The sequence below is a fragment of the Celeribacter ethanolicus genome, from assembly GCF_002407265.1.
GTDB lineage: Bacteria > Pseudomonadota > Alphaproteobacteria > Rhodobacterales > Rhodobacteraceae > Celeribacter > Celeribacter ethanolicus.
The window spans coordinates 1992877-2011722 of record NZ_CP022196.1 but is presented as its reverse complement, the minus strand read 5'-3'; the positions used below and the strand labels follow the sequence as shown (position 1 = coordinate 2011722).

At 62.2% G+C, this 18846-nt stretch carries 21 protein-coding genes; 13 read left to right on the top strand and 8 right to left on the bottom strand.

The genetic code is table 11. The annotated features are described in order from the left end of the window. Positions 1-89 precede the first annotated feature (89 nt). From rsmI to CEW89_RS09915, 4 genes are all read left to right on the top strand, one after another. Positions 90-947 carry a 16S rRNA (cytidine(1402)-2'-O)-methyltransferase gene (gene rsmI, locus CEW89_RS09930; RefSeq protein WP_244906045.1) on the top strand — a complete coding sequence of 286 codons (858 nt, stop codon included), beginning with the start codon at positions 90-92 and terminating at the stop codon, positions 945-947. A 6-nt stretch (positions 948-953) separates the two neighbouring features. Next, the gene (locus CEW89_RS09925; protein WP_096805803.1) at positions 954-1337 is read left to right on the top strand and encodes a YraN family protein; all 384 of its coding nucleotides are present in this window, start codon (positions 954-956) and stop codon (positions 1335-1337) included. A gap of 128 nt (positions 1338-1465) precedes the next feature. After that, positions 1466-2401, top strand: a complete 936-nt coding sequence (gene gshB / locus CEW89_RS09920; RefSeq protein WP_096807195.1) for a glutathione synthase — start codon at positions 1466-1468, stop codon at positions 2399-2401. A gap of 4 nt (positions 2402-2405) precedes the next feature. Then, positions 2406-3302, top strand: a complete 897-nt coding sequence (locus CEW89_RS09915) for an alpha/beta hydrolase (protein WP_096805802.1) — start codon at positions 2406-2408, stop codon at positions 3300-3302. Here the strand turns inward: CEW89_RS09915 and CEW89_RS09910 are convergent. The 4 genes from CEW89_RS09910 to cobU form a co-directional block, all read right to left on the bottom strand. Then, positions 3272-4783: a YifB family Mg chelatase-like AAA ATPase gene (locus CEW89_RS09910; RefSeq protein ID WP_096805801.1), complete on the bottom strand. Its 1512-nt coding sequence runs from the start codon at positions 4781-4783 to the stop codon at positions 3272-3274. The genes CEW89_RS09915 and CEW89_RS09910 overlap by 31 nt on opposite strands. Before the next feature lie 87 nt (positions 4784-4870). Then, on the bottom strand, positions 4871-5557 hold the full coding sequence (locus tag CEW89_RS09905) for a glutathione S-transferase (protein WP_096805800.1): 687 nt from the start codon (positions 5555-5557) through the stop codon (positions 4871-4873). Positions 5558-5632: 75 nt separating this feature from the next. Further along, positions 5633-6202, bottom strand: coding sequence for a histidine phosphatase family protein (locus CEW89_RS09900; protein WP_096805799.1), 570 nt, complete (start codon positions 6200-6202; stop codon positions 5633-5635). Continuing rightward, positions 6199-6720 (bottom strand): bifunctional adenosylcobinamide kinase/adenosylcobinamide-phosphate guanylyltransferase, encoded by a 522-nt coding sequence (cobU, locus tag CEW89_RS09895; RefSeq protein WP_342352341.1) that lies wholly within the window; start codon positions 6718-6720, stop codon positions 6199-6201. Before cobU ends, CEW89_RS09900 begins: the two co-directional genes overlap by 4 nt. 145 nt (positions 6721-6865) lie before the next feature. Between cobU and CEW89_RS09890 the strand changes: the two genes are divergently transcribed. The 6 genes from CEW89_RS09890 (at position 6866) to CEW89_RS09865 (ending at position 13456) form a co-directional block, all read left to right on the top strand. Next, entirely contained in the window at positions 6866-7747 is an 882-nt protein-coding gene (locus CEW89_RS09890; protein WP_096805798.1) for an RNA polymerase factor sigma-32, read from the top strand. Beyond that, entirely contained in the window at positions 7744-8577 is an 834-nt protein-coding gene (locus tag CEW89_RS09885; RefSeq protein ID WP_096805797.1) for a ChaN family lipoprotein, read from the top strand. Before CEW89_RS09890 ends, CEW89_RS09885 begins: the two co-directional genes overlap by 4 nt. A 75-nt stretch (positions 8578-8652) precedes the next feature. Then, positions 8653-9852, top strand: coding sequence for a bifunctional phosphopantothenoylcysteine decarboxylase/phosphopantothenate--cysteine ligase CoaBC (coaBC, locus tag CEW89_RS09880; RefSeq protein WP_096805796.1), 1200 nt, complete (start codon positions 8653-8655; stop codon positions 9850-9852). A 34-nt stretch (positions 9853-9886) separates the two neighbouring features. Next, positions 9887-10354, top strand: coding sequence for a dUTP diphosphatase (gene dut / locus CEW89_RS09875; protein ID WP_096805795.1), 468 nt, complete (start codon positions 9887-9889; stop codon positions 10352-10354). After that, positions 10351-11379, top strand: a complete 1029-nt coding sequence (locus CEW89_RS09870; RefSeq protein ID WP_096805794.1) for a HesA/MoeB/ThiF family protein — start codon at positions 10351-10353, stop codon at positions 11377-11379. The genes dut and CEW89_RS09870 overlap by 4 nt, the downstream gene beginning before the upstream one ends. Before the next feature lie 52 nt (positions 11380-11431). Continuing rightward, positions 11432-13456: a M3 family metallopeptidase gene (locus tag CEW89_RS09865; protein WP_096805793.1), complete on the top strand. Its 2025-nt coding sequence runs from the start codon at positions 11432-11434 to the stop codon at positions 13454-13456. A 38-nt stretch (positions 13457-13494) separates the two neighbouring features. Here the strand turns inward: CEW89_RS09865 and CEW89_RS09860 are convergent, their stop codons facing one another. Genes CEW89_RS09860 through CEW89_RS09850 form a run of 3 tightly spaced genes read right to left on the bottom strand, consistent with a single transcriptional unit; the run spans position 13495 to position 15926 of the window. Beyond that, positions 13495-14373, bottom strand: coding sequence for a cation diffusion facilitator family transporter (locus tag CEW89_RS09860; protein WP_066711025.1), 879 nt, complete (start codon positions 14371-14373; stop codon positions 13495-13497). A 27-nt stretch (positions 14374-14400) separates the two neighbouring features. Continuing rightward, positions 14401-15390 (bottom strand): capsular polysaccharide export protein, LipB/KpsS family, encoded by a 990-nt coding sequence (locus tag CEW89_RS09855; RefSeq protein ID WP_096805792.1) that lies wholly within the window; start codon positions 15388-15390, stop codon positions 14401-14403. A gap of 5 nt (positions 15391-15395) precedes the next feature. Continuing rightward, entirely contained in the window at positions 15396-15926 is a 531-nt protein-coding gene (locus CEW89_RS09850; protein ID WP_096805791.1) for an SH3 domain-containing protein, read from the bottom strand. Between the two features lie 161 nt (positions 15927-16087). On the opposite strand from CEW89_RS09850, the gene CEW89_RS09845 reads away from it, so the two are divergent. The 3 genes from CEW89_RS09845 (at position 16088) to CEW89_RS09835 (ending at position 17682) form a co-directional block, all read left to right on the top strand. After that, positions 16088-17113 (top strand): 2-hydroxyacid dehydrogenase, encoded by a 1026-nt coding sequence (locus tag CEW89_RS09845; protein ID WP_280522635.1) that lies wholly within the window; start codon positions 16088-16090, stop codon positions 17111-17113. A gap of 91 nt (positions 17114-17204) precedes the next feature. Then, positions 17205-17411 (top strand): CsbD family protein, encoded by a 207-nt coding sequence (locus CEW89_RS09840; RefSeq protein ID WP_096805790.1) that lies wholly within the window; start codon positions 17205-17207, stop codon positions 17409-17411. Between the two features lie 73 nt (positions 17412-17484). Continuing rightward, the gene (locus tag CEW89_RS09835) at positions 17485-17682 is read left to right on the top strand and encodes a CsbD family protein (protein ID WP_096805789.1); all 198 of its coding nucleotides are present in this window, start codon (positions 17485-17487) and stop codon (positions 17680-17682) included. A gap of 53 nt (positions 17683-17735) precedes the next feature. Here the strand turns inward: CEW89_RS09835 and CEW89_RS09830 are convergent, their stop codons facing one another. Then, complete coding sequence (locus tag CEW89_RS09830) at positions 17736-18653, bottom strand: pirin family protein (RefSeq protein WP_096805788.1); 918 nt, start codon at positions 18651-18653, stop codon at positions 17736-17738. Positions 18654-18846: the final 193 nt, after the last annotated feature.

Sequence of the window (18846 nt, the reverse complement as noted above, 5' to 3'; positions counted from 1 at the left end):
AGAACGCGACACCGAGGGCCACGCGATTTAGTGGCCAGACTATGCGACACGTTCCCAAGAGTAAACGCCGCAAAAGACCCGAGAGACCATTGATTTATCACGCCAAGCAGCTTCCCGCCGGCCTTTATTTCCTTGCCACCCCGATCGGCAATGCGCGCGACATCACGCTGAGGGCGCTCGATCTTCTGGCTTCCGCCGATGTTCTGGCCGCCGAGGACACGCGCAGCCTGCGCAAATTGATGGAAATTCACGGTGTGCCTTTGAATGGGCGTCATGTCATCGCCTATCACGATCACAATGGGGCGCAGGCGCGTCCGGGAATTATCGCGTTGATGGAACAGGGGAAATCCGTGGCCTATGCCTCGGAGGCGGGCACGCCCCTCGTGGCCGATCCGGGATTTGCACTCTGTCGCGAGGCGCTGGCGCGCGGCATTCCCGTCACCTCCGCGCCGGGCCCTTCGGCGATGATCGCGGCGCTGACCATCTCGGGCCTGCCCTCGGATCGGTTTCTCTTCGCGGGGTTTCCGCCCTCGTCGCAAGGTGCGCGGCTGAAATTCTTTGCTTCCTTTGCCGCCGTGCCCGCCACGCTCGGGTTTTACGAAAGCCCCAAACGCATTCATCGCACGCTGGGCGAGCTTTGCGAGACGCTCGGGGAAAACCGTCCGGCGGCGATGTGTCGGGAGCTGACCAAGAAATTCGAAGAGGTGCGCAAGGGCACGCTTCGCGAGCTGGAAGAAAGCCTGCGCGATGCGCCGGTGAAGGGCGAGATCGTTTTGCTGGTTGGGCGGGCGGAGGCCGAAGAGGTGTCGGAGGCCGATCTGGAAGCCGATCTGGCCGAGGCGTTGGGCCGCCTGTCGGTCAAGGATGCAGCGCATGAGGTGGCGGCCAAACACGGGCTGAAAAAGCGCGACGTGTATCAGATGGCGCTCGGGATGAGCGGGAAGTGAGGCCGGATGTCGGGAGAGGAAGCCGAAAATCCAAAACGTGCGCGAGGCGAGAAGGCCTATCATTTCGGCCTCTCGGCGGAGGAGATCGTCGCGCGCCATTATGCCGAACGCGGCTATCAGGTTTTGGAGCGGCGCTGGCGGGGCGCAGGCGGGGAGATCGACCTGATCTTTCGGAACGGCGAAGAGATCGTCTTTGTCGAGGTGAAAGCCTCGAAAACCCATGAGGCCGCGAGTGCGGCACTCGGTGCGCGGCAACAGGCCCGGCTTTGCGCCAGTGCCGAGGATTACATCGGGCGTCTGCCGACAGGGCTTTTGACACCGATGCGGATTGATGTCGCCCTTGTGAACGGTGTGGGCGAGGTCGACATTCTCGAGAATGCGCTGATGTGAGGTAGCAAAGGGTGCATGTGACCTTGCGCACAGGGGCGCACAGGACATTCTCATTGAATGCGAGACCGGGCTGGTCCATCTAAGAGGCAACCAGAGGAGATACGCCCTTGTCCAAGACCCCTGCGCCCCTGAAAGTGGCGATCCAGATGGACCCGATCGGTCCGATCAACATCAATGCCGACAGCACCTTCCGTATCATGGAAGAGGCGCAAAAGCGCGGCCATGAGCTTTTCTATTACACGCCGGATCATCTGGCGTTTCAGGAGGGCCGCGTCACCGCGCGCGGCTGGCCGGTCGAGGTGCGTCGTGTCGAGGGCGATCACTACAGCCTTGGTGAGATGACCGAGGTCGATCTGTCCGATTACGATGTGGTCTGGCTGCGCCAGGACCCGCCCTTCGATATGGGCTATATCACCACCACGCATTTGCTGGAGATGATCACCCCCGGAACTCTGGTGGTGAACGATCCGTTCTGGGTGCGCAACTATCCCGAAAAGCTGCTAGTCCTGCGGTTTCCCGATCTGACGCCGCCGACCGCGATTGCCCGCGATCTTGAGACCATCCGTGCGTTCAAAGCGAAACATGGCGACATCATCCTCAAGCCGCTTTACGGCAATGGCGGTGCGGGCGTGTTCCGGCTCGATCCGAACGACCGCAACCTGTCTTCGCTGCATGAGCTGTTTACCGGCATGTCGCGTGAGCCGTTGATCGTGCAGAAATTCCTGCCCGATGTGTCGAATGGCGACAAGCGCGTGATCCTGGTCGATGGCGAACCGGTGGGCGCGATCAACCGCGTGCCGCAGGCGGGTGAGACGCGGTCGAACATGCATGTCGGCGGGCGTCCGGAGAAAATCGGCCTGACGGAGCGCGATCTGGAGATTTGCACCAGGATCGGACCGCTTTTGAAAGAGAAAGGCCAGATTTTCGTCGGCATCGACGTGATCGGCGATTACCTGACAGAGATCAACGTGACCTCGCCGACGGGCATTCAGGAGCTCGAACGCTTCGACGGCACGAACACGGCGGAGATCATCTGGCAGGCGATTGAAACGAAGCGGAGCTGAGGGCATGAGCCGTCGGGCCACAGCCCTCGCGACGATCCTGCGGCTGTTCGAGAAGCCGAAGCTGGCGCGCATCCAATCGGTGCCGCACCAGCGGCGGAGGTTCGAGTTTCAGTCGCGGCTGTTTCGGCCCACAAAAGGACCGGTGGATCGGCCCGAGGAAATCGGCGGGATCGCCTGTCTGCGCATCCTGCCGCAGACACCCGCCCGGGCCCGCCTGCTCTATATCCACGGCGGGGCCTATATCATGGGCTCGATCCGCACCCATCGTGCTTTGGCACGGTATCTTTCGGCGCAATTGCAGGTCGAGGTGGTTCTGCCGGACTACCGTCTGGCGCCGGAGCATCCTTTCCCCGCCGCCTTTGAGGATGTTTTGGCGGTGGCGGAGGCCCTGCCCAATGATCTGCCTCTGCTCCTGATGGGGGATAGCGCAGGGGGCGGGCTCTGCCTGTCGCTGCTCTCCGCGTTGTGCCTTGCGGACAAACCGCCCCACGCCGCCGTGGCACTGTCGCCCTGGACCGATCTGGATTTGGCCGGGGAGAGCCTGACCGCGAATGCCGAAACCGAGGCAATGTTGCCCGCCTCCCGCATCGGTGAGGTGCGCGACTGGTATCTCGGCGGTGCGGCCAAGGACGATCCGAAAGCCTCGCCGCTCTATGCCGACTTCCCGAATTGTCCGCCGGTTCTGATCCAGTATTCCGAAAGCGAGATTCTCGCCGACGATGCCCGGCGCATGGCTATGCGCCTGACCGAACAGGGCGCGGAGGTCGCGTTGCAGGGCTGGCCGGGCATGGTGCATGTCTGGCAGTTGTTTCACGGCATGTTGCCGGAGGCCGATGCGGCGCTGGGCCGGGTGGCCGATTTCGTTGCGGCTCAGTTGGGCAGGCCGGACACCACCCGGTAACTCAGCGCTTCGGCCAGATGCGGACGGCGGATGTCGAATTCCCCGGCCAGATCGGCAATGGTGCGCGCCACCCGCAGCACCCTGTGATAGCCCCGCGCCGAAAGCCCGAGCCGCTCGGCGGCTTTCTGCAAAATCTCCCGCCCCTCGGCGTCCGGCGTGGCAACCTCTTCGAGCAAACGCCCCTCGATCTGGGCATTGGTGCGAAATCCGCTGCTCTCATAGCGCTCCAATTGCAGCGCGCGGGCCTCGGCCACGCGGGCGGCGACCACGGCGGAGCTGTCGCCCGAGGGGGGCAGGTCGAGGTCCTGAAACTGCACCGGCGGCATGTCGAGGCGCAGGTCGAATCGGTCCATCAGCGGGCCGGAGATGCGCCCGAGATAGTCCTCGCCACAGAGCGGCACCTTGGCGCAGGCGCGTTCCGGATCGGGCAGGTAGCCGCATTTGCAGGGGTTCGCCGCCGCCACCAACATAAACCGCGCCGGGTAGCGCATATGCGCATTGGCGCGCGCCACCATGACCTCGCCGCTCTCGATCGGCTGGCGCAGGGTTTCGAGCACGGGGCGGGGGAATTCGGGTAGCTCATCGAGGAAGAGAACGCCATTATGCGCCAGAGAAATCTCACCGGGCTGCGCAGCGCGTCCGCCACCGACAATGGCGGCCATGGAGGCGGTGTGATGCGGCTCGCGAAAGGGCCGCGCGCGGGAAATTCCGCCCTCGTCGAGAAGCCCCGCGAGCGAATGGATGATCGAGGTTTCCAAAGCCTCCTGCGCCGAAAGCGGTGGCAAGATCGTGGGCAGGCGCGCCGCCAACATGGATTTTCCGGAGCCGGGCGTGCCGACCATGAACATATGATGCCCCCCGGCGGCGGCGATTTCCAACGCGCGTTTGGCCTTTTCCTGCCCTTTCACATCGCGCAGGTCGCGGGCGTGGCTGGGCAGGGTGATCTCGCCGGGATGGGCCTCGTGAAGCGGTCGGTCGCCGGTGAAATGCCGCAGCAGATGCGCCAGCGTTTTCGCGCCGTAAACCGGCGTCGCTCCGACCCAGGCGGCCTCTGCACCGCAAGCCTCCGGGCAGGCCAGAACACAGTCCGTTTCCGCAGCCGTCAGAGCGGCAGGCAGCGCGCCGTTGACCGCAACCAGCGATCCGTCGAGCGCCAGTTCTCCGAGAGACAGGGTCTCGGCGGCCTTTTCCTCCGGGATCAGCCCGGTGGCGGCAAGAATGGCCAGCGCAATGGGCAGGTCGAAATGCGAGCCGATTTTTGGAAGGTCGGCGGGGGATAGGTTGATGACCAGTTTCTTCGAGGGCAGGGCGATCTGCATCGAAGCCAGTGCGGCCCGGACGCGTTCCCGGGCCTCCGACACCGCCTTGTCCGGCAGGCCGACGATGGTGAAGCTCGGCAGGCCCGGCGCGATGGCGCATTGCACTTCGATGCGTCGCGCTTCGACCCCTTCGAAGGCAACGGAAAAGGTCCGTGCAACCATGGCCTGTCACTCCCGTTAACACATGTTAATCCGTGCTACCGCGAACGTGGTTAGCAAATGGTTAACGGGAGATTGGGCGCGGCGAATTTATATCGACTGAGGCCAGTCCACCTTCGGCAGATCCAGCGCATAAGGTTCCGGATCGTAGCTGATTTTCAGCCCGTCGGCGCGCCATGTCTGAAATGCCGGATCGGCGATATGGGCGTTCACATAGGCCGCAAGACGTTCGGACACCGGCAGGCCATACCCCGCGATCCGCGCCGCAACCGGGGCATAAAACGCATCGGCGGCGGAATAGGCGCCAAAGAGCCAAGGCCCATCGCCCGAGAAGTGCTCGAAGGCATGGCCGAGGACAAGCTCAAGGCGGTCGAGGTCGGCCTGAACCGCATCGCTGATCGCAAACCCCTCGTAGCGATGCAAAAGCTGCATGGCGCAGGCGGAGCGGAGTTCGGTGAAGCCTGCGTGCATCTCTGCGACCAGCCAACGGGCATAAACACGGGCCTGCGGATCGGCGGGCCAGTGACCGGCCTCCGGGTGACGTTCGGCCAGGGTTTCAGCCAGAGCGATGCTTTCACCGATCACCCAGCCTTCGGGCGTGCGGGCCGTGGGGACGAAACGGGCGGGAGAGAGCGGCGCGAGATCTTGTTGCATCGTGCCGGTGTAGAGACCGGTCATGATTTCGCGGTAGGGGATGCCGAATTTCTCGAACAGGAGCCAGCCGCGCAGGGACCAGCTCGAAAAGCTTTTATCGCCAATGAAAAGATCGTATGACATGGGAACCTCCTGATGTTGTGATTAGCATAGAGGGGCTTAATTCATCACGAAAATTCATATTTGTAGCATGATAAATCAATATTTGTGATTTATCTGAGCGCAAGACCAGGGACCCGACAGGCCTTGCGGACAGTCGATCACGGTGGCCGACAGAGGGTCGATGCGATGTGCGAGGACCTCATGGGCGGAACACTCCAGCGCCTTCTGCAACAGCGCAAGGATCACCCCCATATGGGCGACGACGATGGTTTCTCCGGCAAGGTCGTGGACCCCGGCATGCACCCGCGCGGAAAACGTGTTCCAGCTTTCTCCGCCGGGCGGCGCCACATCTCCGGGGGTCTCGAAGACCTGACGCGCCAGATCGCCGTCGCGGGCTTCGATTTCCGGCCAGCGCAGCAATTCCCAGTCGCCGAAATGGGTCTCTCGCAGGCGCGGATCGTGCGAGAGCCGGGGGCGGGGGCCTTGAATGGCGCTTGCCGTATCGACGGCACGACTCAAATCGGAGGAGATCACCGGCACCTGCGGCAGAGCCTGTTCCAACCGACCGATGGCGGCATGATCGGACAGATCGGCGGGCAGATCGCTCCAGCCGACAAAGCTTTTGGCGTGCGTCGGGCCATGCCGGATCAGCCAGAGACGGCTCACAGCAGCCCCTCCGGCAGGCTGCCCTTGAGCACGAAAGGCAGTCCGGCCATGACGCCCACGACGGTGGTCGCTTCCCCGGCGAGCCGCCGGTTTAGCGCGCCTTGGGCGATGCGAAACCGGCGGGCGAGGGCGTTTTCCGGCACGATGCCAAGCCCGACCTCATTGGAGACGACAACGATCTGCGCCGGGCTCTGGCGGATCGCGGCGAGCAGCTTGTCGGTTTCCCGGTCGAGGTCGTGTTCGGCCAGAAGATGGTTCGTCAGCCAGAGCGTGGCGCAGTCGAACAACAGAATCTGACCCTCACGGGCTTCGGAAATCACCCGATCGGCAGCGTAAGGCTCCTCGATTGTGCACCAATCGGTGCCCCGATTTGTGCGGTGTCGCTCAGCCTTTGTGCGCATTTCTTCATCGAAGATCTGTGCACTGGCCAGGTAGATCCTGACCAACCCACTGTGAGCGCATATTTTTTCCGAAAAATCGGACTTCCCGGAAGAGGCGCCGCCTAGGACGACTGTCATATTTGTGCACATGATCGTGAGAACCATTTCGGAACCATTTTGTTAGGCTCTGCGTATCAGGAGTAGCCACCGCTCGCAAATGGCCGTCATCGGACCTGCCTTTGAGCCGAAGCCAGAGCGCACAAGAGACCTTCAGGAGGGGACAATGGCACTCGATTTGACTGCATCGGACAACGCCCTGCCACGGCGGGCGATGAAAGCGGAAATGTTGGACGCCGAGACGGAGACGCAGCTTGCGCGCGCCTGGCGAGACCATCGTGACGAAGCGGCACTGCACCGTCTGATCACCGCTTACATGCGGCTGGCGATCTCGACCGCGGCGAAATTCAAGCGTTACGGCGCGCCGATGAACGACCTCATTCAGGAGGCCGGGCTTGGCCTGATGAAGGCCGCGGAGAAATTCGACCCGGATCGCGGCGTGCGGTTTTCGACCTATGCCGTATGGTGGATCAAGGCCTCGGTGCAGGATTACGTCATGCGCAACTGGTCGCTGGTGCGGACCGGCTCCACCTCGGCGCAGAAGTCGCTGTTCTTCAACATGCGCCGGGTGCAGGCCCGCCTTGAACGCGAAGCCATGGCGCAGGGCGCGGCGCTCGACCGCGATCAGCTCTTGCAGATGATCGCCATGGATCTCGGCGTGCCGCTCAGAGATGTCGAGATGATGGACGGGCGTTTGTCGGGTTCGGATTTCTCTCTGAACGCCCAACAGTCCGGCGACGAGGAAGGTCGCGAATGGATCGAGACCCTTGCCGACGAGGGTGAAACCACCGCCGAAATGGTCGGCGAGGCGCATGATCTGGCGCAGCTCAAGATGTGGCTCGGCGAGGCGATGGACACGCTGAGCGAACGCGAACGCTTCATTCTGCGGGAACGCAAGCTGGCGGATGAGCCGCGTACGCTGGAAAGCCTGGGCGAGGAACTGTCCCTGTCGAAGGAACGCGTGCGGCAGTTGGAGGCGGGGGCCCTGCAGAAAATGCGGAGTGTGCTTGAAACCAACCGGCACGAGGTCCACAACTTCCTCTCATGAAAGAGACGATTGCCCTCGTGACCGTTCTGGCTGCGAGTCCTGCATTTTCGGAGCAGATATCGCCGGATGCGCTCAATGCGTTGCCACCGGCGGATGTCGTGATCCTCGGGGAAATCCACGACAACCCATTGCACCATACGCATCAGGCGCGGGCGGTCGCGGCGCTTGCCCCAAAGGCGGTGGTGTTTGAGATGCTGACACCGGATCAGGCCGCGCGGGTGACGCCGGAGCTGCGTCAGGATGCGGCAGGGCTGTCGCAGGCGCTTGAGTGGGAGAATTCCGGTTGGCCCGATTTCTCCATGTATTCCCCGATTTTCACGGCGAGCGATGCACCGGTCTACGGGGCGGCTCTGCCGCGTGACACCGTGCGCGCGGCTGTCTCAGACGGGGCGGCAGAGGTGTTTGGCGCGGAGGCTGCACGTTACGGCCTTGATCGTCCATTGCCGGATGACATGCAAAAGGCCCGGCAAGAGATGCAGTTCGAGTCCCATTGCGGGGCGATGCCGATGGCGATGATGGCGGGTATGGTTGAGGCGCAGCGGCTGCGCGATGCCGCCTTTTCCCGCACCGTGATCGAGGCGTTCGAGGCGACCGGCGGGCCGGTCGCTGTGATCACCGGCAATGGCCATGCGCGTGTCGATTGGGGAATGCCTGCGGTCCTGGCGCAGGCTGCGCCGGAGTTGCAAGTGCTGTCCATCGGACAATTGGAACATATGCCGGAAGACGTGCCGCCCTACGATCTCTGGCTTGTCACCGACCCGGTGGAGCGGGACGACCCCTGTGCGGGGTTCGTGAGCCAATCCGAAGACGAGACCGGAGGCGCGGGCTGAGCATTGTCTCAAGCCGGGGCTTAGCTTAGAACCGATCCTCGAAACCGTCATGTCCGGGCCTGAGGGAGAGCTGTCATGCTGAACGGAAAGAGCATTCTGCTGATCATCGGCGGTGGCATTGCCGCGTTCAAATCGCTGGACCTGATCCGCCGCCTGCGCGAAGAAGGCGTCCGGGTTGTGCCGGTCCTGACGAAAGCCGCCGAAGAGTTCGTCACACCGCTATCGGTCTCCGCGCTGGCCGCCGAGAAGGTCTATCGCGATCTCTTCGATCTCACCGACGAGGCGGAAATGGGGCATATCGAACTGTCTCGCGCCGCGGATCTTGTGGTCGTATCGCCCGCCACCGCCGATCTTCTGGGCAAGATGGCCGGGGGGCTGGCCAACGATCTGGCCTCGACCCTGTTGATGGCGACCGACAAACCCGTGCTCGTTGCCCCCGCGATGAATGTACGGATGTGGGAACATCCCGCGTGTCAGCGCAACGTAGCGACGCTTATGGGAGACGGTGTGCTGTTCGTCGGGCCCGAAGAGGGCAGCATGGCCTGTGGGGAGTTCGGCCCCGGGCGCCTGTCGGAGACGCCCGACATCGTCGCCGCCATACGGGCTGCGCTGACCGATGGGCCGCTGAAGGGCAAGCACATCCTTGTCACCTCCGGTCCGACGCATGAGCCCATCGACCCGGTGCGTTATATCGCCAACCGGTCCTCGGGAGCGCAGGGCACGGCGATTGCCATAGCTCTTCGTGATCTGGGCGCCGATGTGAGTTTTGTCACGGGACCCGCCGATGTGCCGCCGCCGCTCGGGCTGCGGGTGATCCCGGTGGAAACCGCGCGCGAAATGAAAGCGGCAGTGGAGGCGGCTCTGCCGGCCGAGGCGGCGGTGTTTGCCGCTGCCGTCGCGGATTGGCGGGTGGCCTCCGAGAGTGGGTCGAAAATCAAGAAAACACAGGGTAAGCTGCCCATTCTGGAGTTTTCCGAAAACCCGGACATTCTGGCGGGGGTGAGCCAGATGGCGGAAGGGCGGCCTCGTCTCGTGGTTGGCTTTGCCGCCGAGACAGATGACGTGATCGCGCATGCGACGGAGAAACGCAAACGCAAGGGCTGCGACTGGATCGTCGCCAATGACGTCTCCCCCGCGACGGGCATCATGGGCGGGACGGAAAACGCCGTCACCCTGATTTCCGAGCGCGGGGCCGATGAATGGCCGCGCATGGGCAAGGACGAGGTGGCGCGCCAGCTAGCCTATCGGATCGCCGATCATCTTGTGCAGAATTGAGTAATTCAACCATCAGAAAACAGTGTGGGAAAACATGAGCGTCGCAATCAAGATCCAGTGGCTCGAGGGGGCCGATCCCGAGATCAAGCTGCCGTCCTATGAAACCGAACATGCGGCGGGCGGCGATGTGCGCGCGAATTTTCCGCCGGAGATGCGCGACCAGGGGGTGGTGTTGGAGCCGGGGGCACGGGCGCTGATCCCGACCGGTTTCGCGATGGAAATCCCGCCGGGCTATGAGGTACAGGTGCGGCCCCGTTCCGGGTTGGCGCTCAAACACGGGATTTCCATGGTCAACACGCCGGGTACGATCGACGCGGATTACCGCGGGCCGGTGGGCATTCTTCTGATCAATCACGGTCAGGCGTCTTTCCATGTCACCCATGGCGAACGCATCGGCCAGATGATCGTCGCGCCTGTGGTGCAAGGCGATTACACCGTGGTCGAGAGTCTGACCGATACCGTGCGCGGTGCGGGTGGGTTCGGCTCGACCGGGCGCAAATGAGTTATTTCCTGATCATCGCTGCGGTGCTTTGGGGTATCGGTTGGCTGACCGGAGCCCCAAAGCGGGCGCGTTGGGCGATGATCGGGGTGCTTTATCTCGCTGTGATCTTGGCGATTGCCGTGTTGCCAGAGGGGCATGCGCTGCGCGTGAGCCTTGGTGAGTCACTGGGGGAATGGCTTTTGGTCGGAGCTGCGGCGGTGATCGTCATGGCCTATCGTGCCGGGCTTGTGGCGCTGCGGCGGCGGGCGGAGGCGCGGGAGCCGGAAGAGAAGAGCGACAGTTTCCGCCCCGCGGAACTTGAACGCTACATGCGGCACATCCTGTTGCGCGAGATCGGCGGACCGGGGCAGCGCAAGTTGAAAGACGCCAAGGTCTTGGTGATCGGAGCGGGCGGGCTCGGGGCTCCGGTGCTGCAATATCTGGCGGCCTCTGGCGTGGGCGTCATCGGGGTGATCGACCCGGATGTGGTCGAGGCCTCGAACCTGCAACGGCAGGTGATCCATACGGATGCGAGGTTGGGCCAGCCCAAGGTGTTTTCCGCAGCCGAAGCAATGACCGCGCAGAACCCGTTCATCGAGGTCCGCCCCTATCATCGGGCGTTCGATGAGAACGCGATGGATCTGGTGGCCGAGTACGATCTGGTGCTGGACGGGACGGATAATTTCGACACGCGCTATCTGGTGAACCGGGCCTGTGTGATCCATCGAAAGCCCTTGATCGCCGCGGCGATCACGCAATGGGAAGGTCAAATCAGCACCTATAAATCCCATGAAAATGGCCCATGTTATCAATGCGTGTTTCCTGAGTGCCCCGCGCCGGGGATGGTGCCGAGCTGTGCGGAGGCGGGTGTTGCGGCCCCGTTACCGGGGATTTTGGGGACGATGATGGCGATGGAGGCGGTGAAAGAACTCACTGGTGCCGGGCAGGGGCTGATGGGGCGGCTCGTGATCCATGACGCGCTCTATGCGGAGACGCGGAGCATCACCGTGAAAAAGCGTGCCGACTGCCCGATTTGCGGGGGCTAGGCCTTTTCCTTACCGCGCGCGAGGCATAGCTTTGTCGCCAAAGGAGACACGCATGACCAACGCTTACCTGTCCGAGTGGAACACGCCCTTCAATCTGCCGCCCTTCGCCGATCTGACCGATGCGGATGTCAAACCCGCCGTCGATGCCGCGCTTGCCGAGGGGTTTTCGGCGGTCAAGGCGATTGCGGAAAACCCCGAGGCTCCGACCTTCGCCAATACGATCGAGGCGCTTGAAAAAGCCGATGCGACCCTGTCGAAAGTTCTGGGGGCGTTTTACGGCATGGCGGGCGCGGACACCAACGATGTGCGCGATGGGTTGATGCGCGACCTGTCGCCGCTTTTGTCCGCCTACAGTTCCGAGATCACCGCCAACGCGGCGCTGTTCAACCGGATCGAGACGCTGTGGCAGGACCGCGAATCCCTTGATCTGACGGACGAACAACAGCGCGTGCTGATGCTGACCCGCCGCTCATTCGTGCGCTCCGGCGCGAAACTCGAAGGCGCAGAAAAAGACCGGATGGCGGCGATCAAATCGCGTCTGGCCAGCCTCGGGACGCAGTTTACGCAAAACCTTCTGGCCGATGAGCGGGAATGGTTCATGGAGCTGGAGGAGGCCGATCTCGAAGGTCTGCCGCAGTTCGTTGTCGATGCGGCGCATTCGGCGGGGGAGGAGAAGGGGGCGAAAGGGCCGGTGGTAACGCTGTCCCGGTCATTGATCACGCCTTTCCTGCAATTCTCGCCGCGTCGCGATCTGCGCGAAAAGGCTTTCCGGGCCTGGGCCGCGCGGGGCGAAAATGGCAATGCCAATGACAACCGCGAAATCGCGAAAGAGATTTTGGAGCTGCGTGAAGAGCGCGCCAAATTGCTCGGCTATGAGAGCTTTGCAGCCTACAAGCTCGAAACCGAAATGGCCAAAACGCCCGAGCATGTGCGCGATCTGCTGATGCGGGTCTGGGCGCCGGCGAAAGAGGCTGCCGAACGGGACGCTGCGATCCTGTCGGGGATGATGGCCGAGGATGGCATCAACGGCGATCTGGAACCTTGGGACTGGCGCTATTATTCCGCGATCCGGCGCAAGGCGGAGCACGATCTCGATGAGGCGGAGCTCAAGCCCTATCTGCAACTCGAACGCATGATCGAGGCGGCCTTCACCTGCGCCAATCGTCTGTTCGGGCTGGAATTCGAACCGCTCGATGTGACGACATATCACCCGGATGCGCGGGCCTGGAACGTGACGCGGAACGGCAAACATATCGCCGTGTTCATCGGCGATTATTTTGCGCGCGGCTCGAAGCGGTCAGGCGCGTGGTGTACCGCGATGCGCAGCCAGCAGAAACTCATGGGCGACATTCGACCCATCGTCCTCAATGTGTGCAATTTTGCCAAACCGCCAAAAGGCGAGCCGGCTCTGTTGTCCTATGACGATGCACGCACCCTGTTCCATGAGTTCGGCCATGCGCTGCATCAGATGTTGTCTGACGTGACCTACGAGTCGATTTCCGGCACCTCGGTGGCGCGCGATTTCGTCGAGTTGCCGTCGCAGCTATACGAACATTGGCTCGAAGTGCCTGAGGTGCTCGAAGAATTCGCAACCCATGCGAAGACTGGCGAACCGATGCCACGCGATATGTTGGAGCGTCTTTTGGCCGCGCAGACCTACGATCAGGGGTTCGCGACCGTGGAATATGTGGCCTCGGCGCTGGTCGATCTGGATTTCCATGACGGCCCCGCACCGAAAGACCCGATGGCAGCGCAGGCGGAGACGCTCAAGCGCATCGGACTGCCGCACGCCATCACGATGCGCCACGCCACGCCGCATTTCGCCCATGTCTTTTCCGGCGACGGTTACAGTTCGGGCTATTACAGCTACATGTGGTCGGAAGTGATGGACGCGGATGCGTTCGAGGCTTTCGAGGAAACCTCGCCCTTCGATCCCGCCATGGCGAAAAGCCTTGAAGAGAACATCTTGTCCAAAGGCGGCTCCCAAGATGCCGAAGCGCTTTACAAAGCCTTCCGGGGCCGGATGCCGGGCGTTGAGGCGCTGCTCAAGGGGCGGGGACTTCTGGTCGCCGAATAAGGCTTTTCTGATGGCCTAAATACTCAAAAGCGAGGCGGTCAATCCGCCTCGCCCGCGACGTCCTTGTGAATGATCACTTCGGCATTGGGATAGGCCTCGAGGATCGCGCGTTTCAGCCCGGCCGAGATTGCATGCGCCTCGCGCAGGGTCTGGTCGCCATTGACCTCGATATGGATGTTGACGAAAGGTTTCGACCCGGCCATGCGGGTTTTCAGGTCGTGATAGGCATAGATGCCGGGGAAGTGCTTTGCCATGTCGCCGATCTCGTCGACCATGTCTTGCGGCGCGGCCCGGTCCATCAGAGCGTCCCAGGCGCTTTTGCCGATGTTGAGCGCGCCGACCAGCAAAATTGCCGCCGCCCCGAGCGCGACCACGCTGTCGAGCCGGTCGAAGCCAAAGGCGGAGGAGGCCAGCAGCGCGGCAATCGCGCCGATATTGGGCACGAGATCGCCCAGATAGTGCAGGCTGTCGGCGGACACCACTTTCGATTGGGTCCGGCGTGCCACGTGTTTCTGCCAGAGCACCAGAGCAATGGTGAGGACAATCGAGAGGATCATCACGCCAACGCCGATCGCTTCGGAGGTCATTTCGGGGGGCGTGGGCGAGAGCATCCGGCGCACCGAGGTGACGGCGATCACCGCGCCGGAGACAAAGATGAAGATCGACTGGCCCAATGCCGCGAGATCCTCGGCAGAGGTATGCCCGAAGGTATGGTCCTCGTCGGGCGGCCGTGAGGCGTACCAGATCGCCAGCAACCCGCCCGAGGCCACCAGAAGGTCCATCGCACTGTCCGCCAGCGAGGCGGCGATCGACATGGAACCGGTCGCGCTCAGCGCCCAGATTTTCGCGATTACCAGAACGGTCGCGACACTGACAGAGGCGATCCCTGCCGAGAGATTCAGATGTTTGTCCTGCATGGGTCCGTCATGCCCCGGATTGCGGGCTTAGTCCAGCATGAGCTTGTCACGAATCCGCGCCCAGGCCCGGGTCGCAAAATTGTCCTTGACGGGTTCCAGGCAGTGGCGTTCGAGGAACCAGTGGAAGTAGCCCTCATAGTCGAAATCCCCCATGGTCTCGGGACCGAACTCGATCGCCGCCTTGAGATCTGCGACGTTTCGCGGCGTGAGCGTCGCGTGCCAGTAATCGCTTTTGCCACAGGTGATCACCGGCTTCTTCTGCATCAGCGCTTCGAACCCCGCCGATGAGTTCTGGGTGATCACGACGCGCGCGGCTTCGATCAGATCGTGCAGCGAGGCGTCGGAGAGTTTCACATTCGGATGGTTTTCGCAAAACTCGAGGATCTGCCGCCGGCCCTGCTTGCTCTGATGCGGGTGGAGTTTGACGTAAACCAACGCGTCCCGGTCGAATGTCGCCGCCGTGGCGATCATCTGTTCGGTGGTCAGATAGGCCGAGCCGGGCACCTGCGTTTCGCGCGGCTGGCACAGGATCGTTGCGGTGGCCGGGCGCAGCGGCGCATCCATCCGCGGCTCCTGGCGCAGCTTGGAGACATTCTCGCGGAGCATGTAGCCGGTGACACCGTTGAAGAAATATTCCGCCGCCTCGCGCCGCTCCGGATCGGGGCAATAATGCGCGAACCGCAGCGAACTGTCCTTGCCATGGCCCAGCTCGTCGAAATACCAGAAGCCCCAGAGATAGGAGGGGTAGGCGTGCAGGATCGTCGGCCCGTACATCGCAGGCCCGCCGACGATGATGTGGAAATGATCGGTTTCGAGGAGTGCGCGCGAGGTTCGTGTGTTGCCCTCGACGAGATAGGTCGTGAGCCCCTTGCCCTTGAGCATCGGGGTCAGGCGCGTGAAAAAATCGTGCCGCCCCTGCGCGATGGCCTCATGCCAACTGCCATAGCCGTGGATGACACAGGATTTGAGCCCGGCGGGAATGTTGCGGGCGGCGAGAGGGGACTTGATCGGCTCCATCGGAGTTACTCCAGAATTTCATCCGGACGTACCCCCCAGAGTCCGGATTTCAACGCCCAGCCTTTCTGCCCGTCGGCAGAGACCTTGCACCATGAGACATCACATTCGAGAAGGCGCAGGATGACGTTTTTCTCCGCCTGCGCCGCCAAGCGGGAGGTTGGATCGGGGCGGGAAAACAGGTCGATGCTGTCCTCCGTCACAAGCGCCGTGCGTACCCCGGAAATCAGGGAATAATGCAGCCATCCTGTCGCGCCCTCGATGTCCCGCACCCGCCGCCAGTGACCGTATTCGGCAATGACCTCAAGCGGATAGCCGCGGTGGACAAAGACCCAGTCGATCCGGTGCGACAGCGACGGTCCGCGCCGGGCATTGGCCTTGTCGCTTTTGAGCGAGACGAAACGCGGCAGTGGCAGGTTGGTCACGGGGCCGCGGGTTGGACTGTCCGCCTGTCCCGCAAACGGGCTCAGCACCAGAAGACAGAGCAGCGCCACCCGGATCAGGGCGCGTCCCGCATGAAATCGACCACTGTTCACCATTGCCAACCCGATCTGCCGCCTACCCGATTTGCCTGTTATCCGACGGCTCCGCATGAGACGTGCGCGGTAAGCCTGTCTTGCCCGATCTTATCCTTTACGCCTTGCCGGGATGCAATCGAGTTTGCCACTATGGGGTGGAAAAAGAAAGGGAGGCCGCAGTCATGGGGACCGATATGGGGAATGTCACGAACGGGAACGGTTCGACCCAAAAGCGTCTCAGGGTCGCCGTCACGCGGGCTTTGCCGGAGGCGGTCGAAACCCGGATGACGGAGCTGTTCGATGTGGAACTGAACCACGAGGACCGCAAGCTCGACCGCGATGCGCTGGTCGCGGCCATGGGACGTGCGGATGTGCTGGTGCCCTGTGTCACCGACCGGATCGACGCCGGGATGCTGGCGCAGGCCGGGCCGGGGTTGAGGCTCATCGCCAATTACGGTGCGGGGCTCGACCATATCGACGTGGCAGCAGCCCAGGCGCGCGGCATCATGGTGTCGAACACCCCCGATGTGGTGACGGAGGATACGGCGGATATGGTGATGGCGCTGATCCTCTCGGTCACCCGGCGCATCCCCGAAGGCCTCGCAGTGATGCAATCCGGCGATTGGCAGGGCTGGGCACCGACGGCCTTTCTCGGCCAGCGTCTTGGCGGTAAGCGCCTCGGCATTCTCGGCATGGGGCGGGTCGGTCAGGCGGTGGCGCGCCGCGCCAAGGCCTTTGGGCTGTCGGTGCATTACCACAACCGTCATCGTCTGCGCCCGGAGACCGAAGCGGCGCTTGAGGCGACCTGGTGGGACAGTTTGGATCAGATGCTGTCGCGCATCGACATTCTCTCGATCAACAGCCCGCACACGCCCGCGACCTATCATCTGATCAATGCCCGGCGGCTCAAACTGATGAAACCTACGGCGGTGATCGTCAACACCTCGCGCGGCGAGGTGATCGACGAAAACGCCCTGACGAGGGGGCTCAGAGCGGGCGAGATCGGGGGCGCGGGGCTCGATGTGTTCGAGCACGGACATCAGATCAACCCACGCCTTCGGGCGCTGCCGAACGTGGTGCTTTTGCCGCATATGGGGTCCGCGACCGTAGAAGGGAGGATCGAGATGGGCGAGCGCGTGATGCTCAACATCTGCAATTTCCGCAATGGCGTGCGCCCGCCCGACATGGTCGTGCCTGAGATGTTGTAAAGCGCCCGGGTTTCACCGGCTCGCAACCATTTCGGGCCAAGCTGCGTTGACGGTCTGAAGACAAATGCAGTGAAACCGGGAAGGACAGATCATGCGCTGGTCCAGCATCGAAGACAAATGGTTCCGTTTCAAATCCAAGGCCAAACAGGAATGGGGGGCGCTCAGCGACGCACAACTCGACGAGATCGCGGGGGATCGGGATCGCCTCGAACGCGAGATTGCGGCTACTTACGGCAAGACACCGGATGAGGTGCGTTTCGATGTGTCGAGCTGGAAGGAACGGGTGGCGGTGGCCTGATCTTTCTGGAACCAGATATGGGGGGCGGGCGTTTTGTTTCCAGATACGAAATGCCACAGAAAGGAGGCTCCCTATGAATTGGGATCAGGTTCAAGGCAAATGGAAAGAGATGAAAGGCCGCGTTCGTGAGGAATGGGGCGAATTGACCGACGACGATCTGGCGGAGGCCGAGGGCAACCGCGAGCAACTCGAAGGCAAGATTCAGCAACGCTACGGCAAGACAAAGGAAGAAGCCCGTAAGGCAGTGAACGATTTTATCGACAAGCTCTGATTTCGTGATCAGATTATATGAAACGCGCCCGGGGTCCCGGGCGCGTTTTGCTGTCAATGATCGCGCTGATCCTTGATGAACGTGCCGTTGTTCAACTCATTGAACGCCTGCATCAACTCCTCACGCGTGTTCATCACGATCGGACCGTGCCAGGCCACCGGCTCCTTGATCGGCTGGCCGGAAATCAACAGGAACCGCACGCCGTCCGGGCCGCTGTTCACCACGATCTCATTGCCGGTGTCGAAATTCACCAGCGTCCGGTTGCCCGACATATCGCGGATGTTGACCTCTTCGCCATTCACTTCTTTCTCGACCCGCACGCCGTAGGGCGTTGAGGCATCGCGGAAGGACGCACTGCCCGCAAAGATATAGGCGAAAGTGTTGGCATAGGTGTCGACAGGCAGCACTTTTCGCGTGTTCGGCGGCACAGACACATCGAGGTAAAGCGGATCGGCGGCGATGCCATCGACCGGCCCGCGCTTGCCCCAGAACGATCCCGTGACGATCTTCACCTTGGTGCCGTCGTCGTCGATGATCTCGGGGATGTCGCTGCCCTGGATGTCCTGATAGCGCGGCGCGGTCATCTTGAGCGAGGAGGGCAGGTTGGCCCAAAGCTGAAATCCGTGCATCTGGCCTGCGGCATTCCCGCGTGGCATTTCCTGATGCATGATGCCGGAGCCCGCCGTCATCCATTGCACGGAGCCTTTGCCCAGTACCCCCTTGTTGCCAAGGCTGTCGCCATGCTCCACCTCGCCATCCAAGACATAGGTGATCGTCTCGATGCCGCGATGCGGGTGCCAAGGGAAGCCTTTTTCGAATTTCTTGGGATCGTCGTTGCGAAAATCGTCGAACAAGAGGAACGGATCGAATTCGCGTGGTTTATGAAACCCGAAGGCGCGGTAGAGATTGACGCCTGCACCTTCGATTGTGAACTGACCTTCAGAGGTCGCTTTGACGGGACGGAATGTCATGGTGAGACTCCTGTATCTGCTGTTGCCTCATCATGTGGTCATTTCTGTATGTGCGTAAACGGCTTTGCGCGAACGGTTTTTGTGCGGTGGCGCGCAGAGAGGCGTTGGATGAGTATTTTACCTGCAATGAAGAGGTGCGCCCCGACCGCCGGTTCATAGCGCGGTGGCGTCACCGGAAGGGTTTCGGCCCACG

Bases quoted from the DNA above. Each gene is read 5' to 3' on its own strand.
- CEW89_RS09925 (WP_096805803.1), top strand. From the start codon at position 954: ATGTCGGGAGAGGAAGCCGAAAATCCAAAACGTGCGCGAGGCGAGAAG.
- CEW89_RS09915 (WP_096805802.1), top strand. From the start codon at position 2,406: ATGAGCCGTCGGGCCACAGCCCTCGCGACGATCCTGCGGCTGTTCGAG.
- CEW89_RS09910 (WP_096805801.1), bottom strand. From the start codon at position 4,783: ATGGTTGCACGGACCTTTTCCGTTGCCTTCGAAGGGGTCGAAGCGCGA.
- CEW89_RS09905 (WP_096805800.1), bottom strand. From the start codon at position 5,557: ATGTCATACGATCTTTTCATTGGCGATAAAAGCTTTTCGAGCTGGTCC.
- cobU (WP_342352341.1), bottom strand. From the start codon at position 6,720: ATGACAGTCGTCCTAGGCGGCGCCTCTTCCGGGAAGTCCGATTTTTCG.
- CEW89_RS09890 (WP_096805798.1), top strand. From the start codon at position 6,866: ATGGCACTCGATTTGACTGCATCGGACAACGCCCTGCCACGGCGGGCG.
- CEW89_RS09885 (WP_096805797.1), top strand. From the start codon at position 7,744: ATGAAAGAGACGATTGCCCTCGTGACCGTTCTGGCTGCGAGTCCTGCA.
- coaBC (WP_096805796.1), top strand. From the start codon at position 8,653: ATGCTGAACGGAAAGAGCATTCTGCTGATCATCGGCGGTGGCATTGCC.
- dut (WP_096805795.1), top strand. From the start codon at position 9,887: ATGAGCGTCGCAATCAAGATCCAGTGGCTCGAGGGGGCCGATCCCGAG.
- CEW89_RS09870 (WP_096805794.1), top strand. From the start codon at position 10,351: ATGAGTTATTTCCTGATCATCGCTGCGGTGCTTTGGGGTATCGGTTGG.
- CEW89_RS09865 (WP_096805793.1), top strand. From the start codon at position 11,432: ATGACCAACGCTTACCTGTCCGAGTGGAACACGCCCTTCAATCTGCCG.
- CEW89_RS09860 (WP_066711025.1), bottom strand. From the start codon at position 14,373: ATGCAGGACAAACATCTGAATCTCTCGGCAGGGATCGCCTCTGTCAGT.
- CEW89_RS09855 (WP_096805792.1), bottom strand. From the start codon at position 15,390: ATGGAGCCGATCAAGTCCCCTCTCGCCGCCCGCAACATTCCCGCCGGG.
- CEW89_RS09850 (WP_096805791.1), bottom strand. From the start codon at position 15,926: ATGGTGAACAGTGGTCGATTTCATGCGGGACGCGCCCTGATCCGGGTG.
- CEW89_RS09845 (WP_280522635.1), top strand. From the start codon at position 16,088: ATGGGGACCGATATGGGGAATGTCACGAACGGGAACGGTTCGACCCAA.
- CEW89_RS09840 (WP_096805790.1), top strand. From the start codon at position 17,205: ATGCGCTGGTCCAGCATCGAAGACAAATGGTTCCGTTTCAAATCCAAG.
- CEW89_RS09835 (WP_096805789.1), top strand. From the start codon at position 17,485: ATGAATTGGGATCAGGTTCAAGGCAAATGGAAAGAGATGAAAGGCCGC.
- CEW89_RS09830 (WP_096805788.1), bottom strand. From the start codon at position 18,653: ATGACATTCCGTCCCGTCAAAGCGACCTCTGAAGGTCAGTTCACAATC.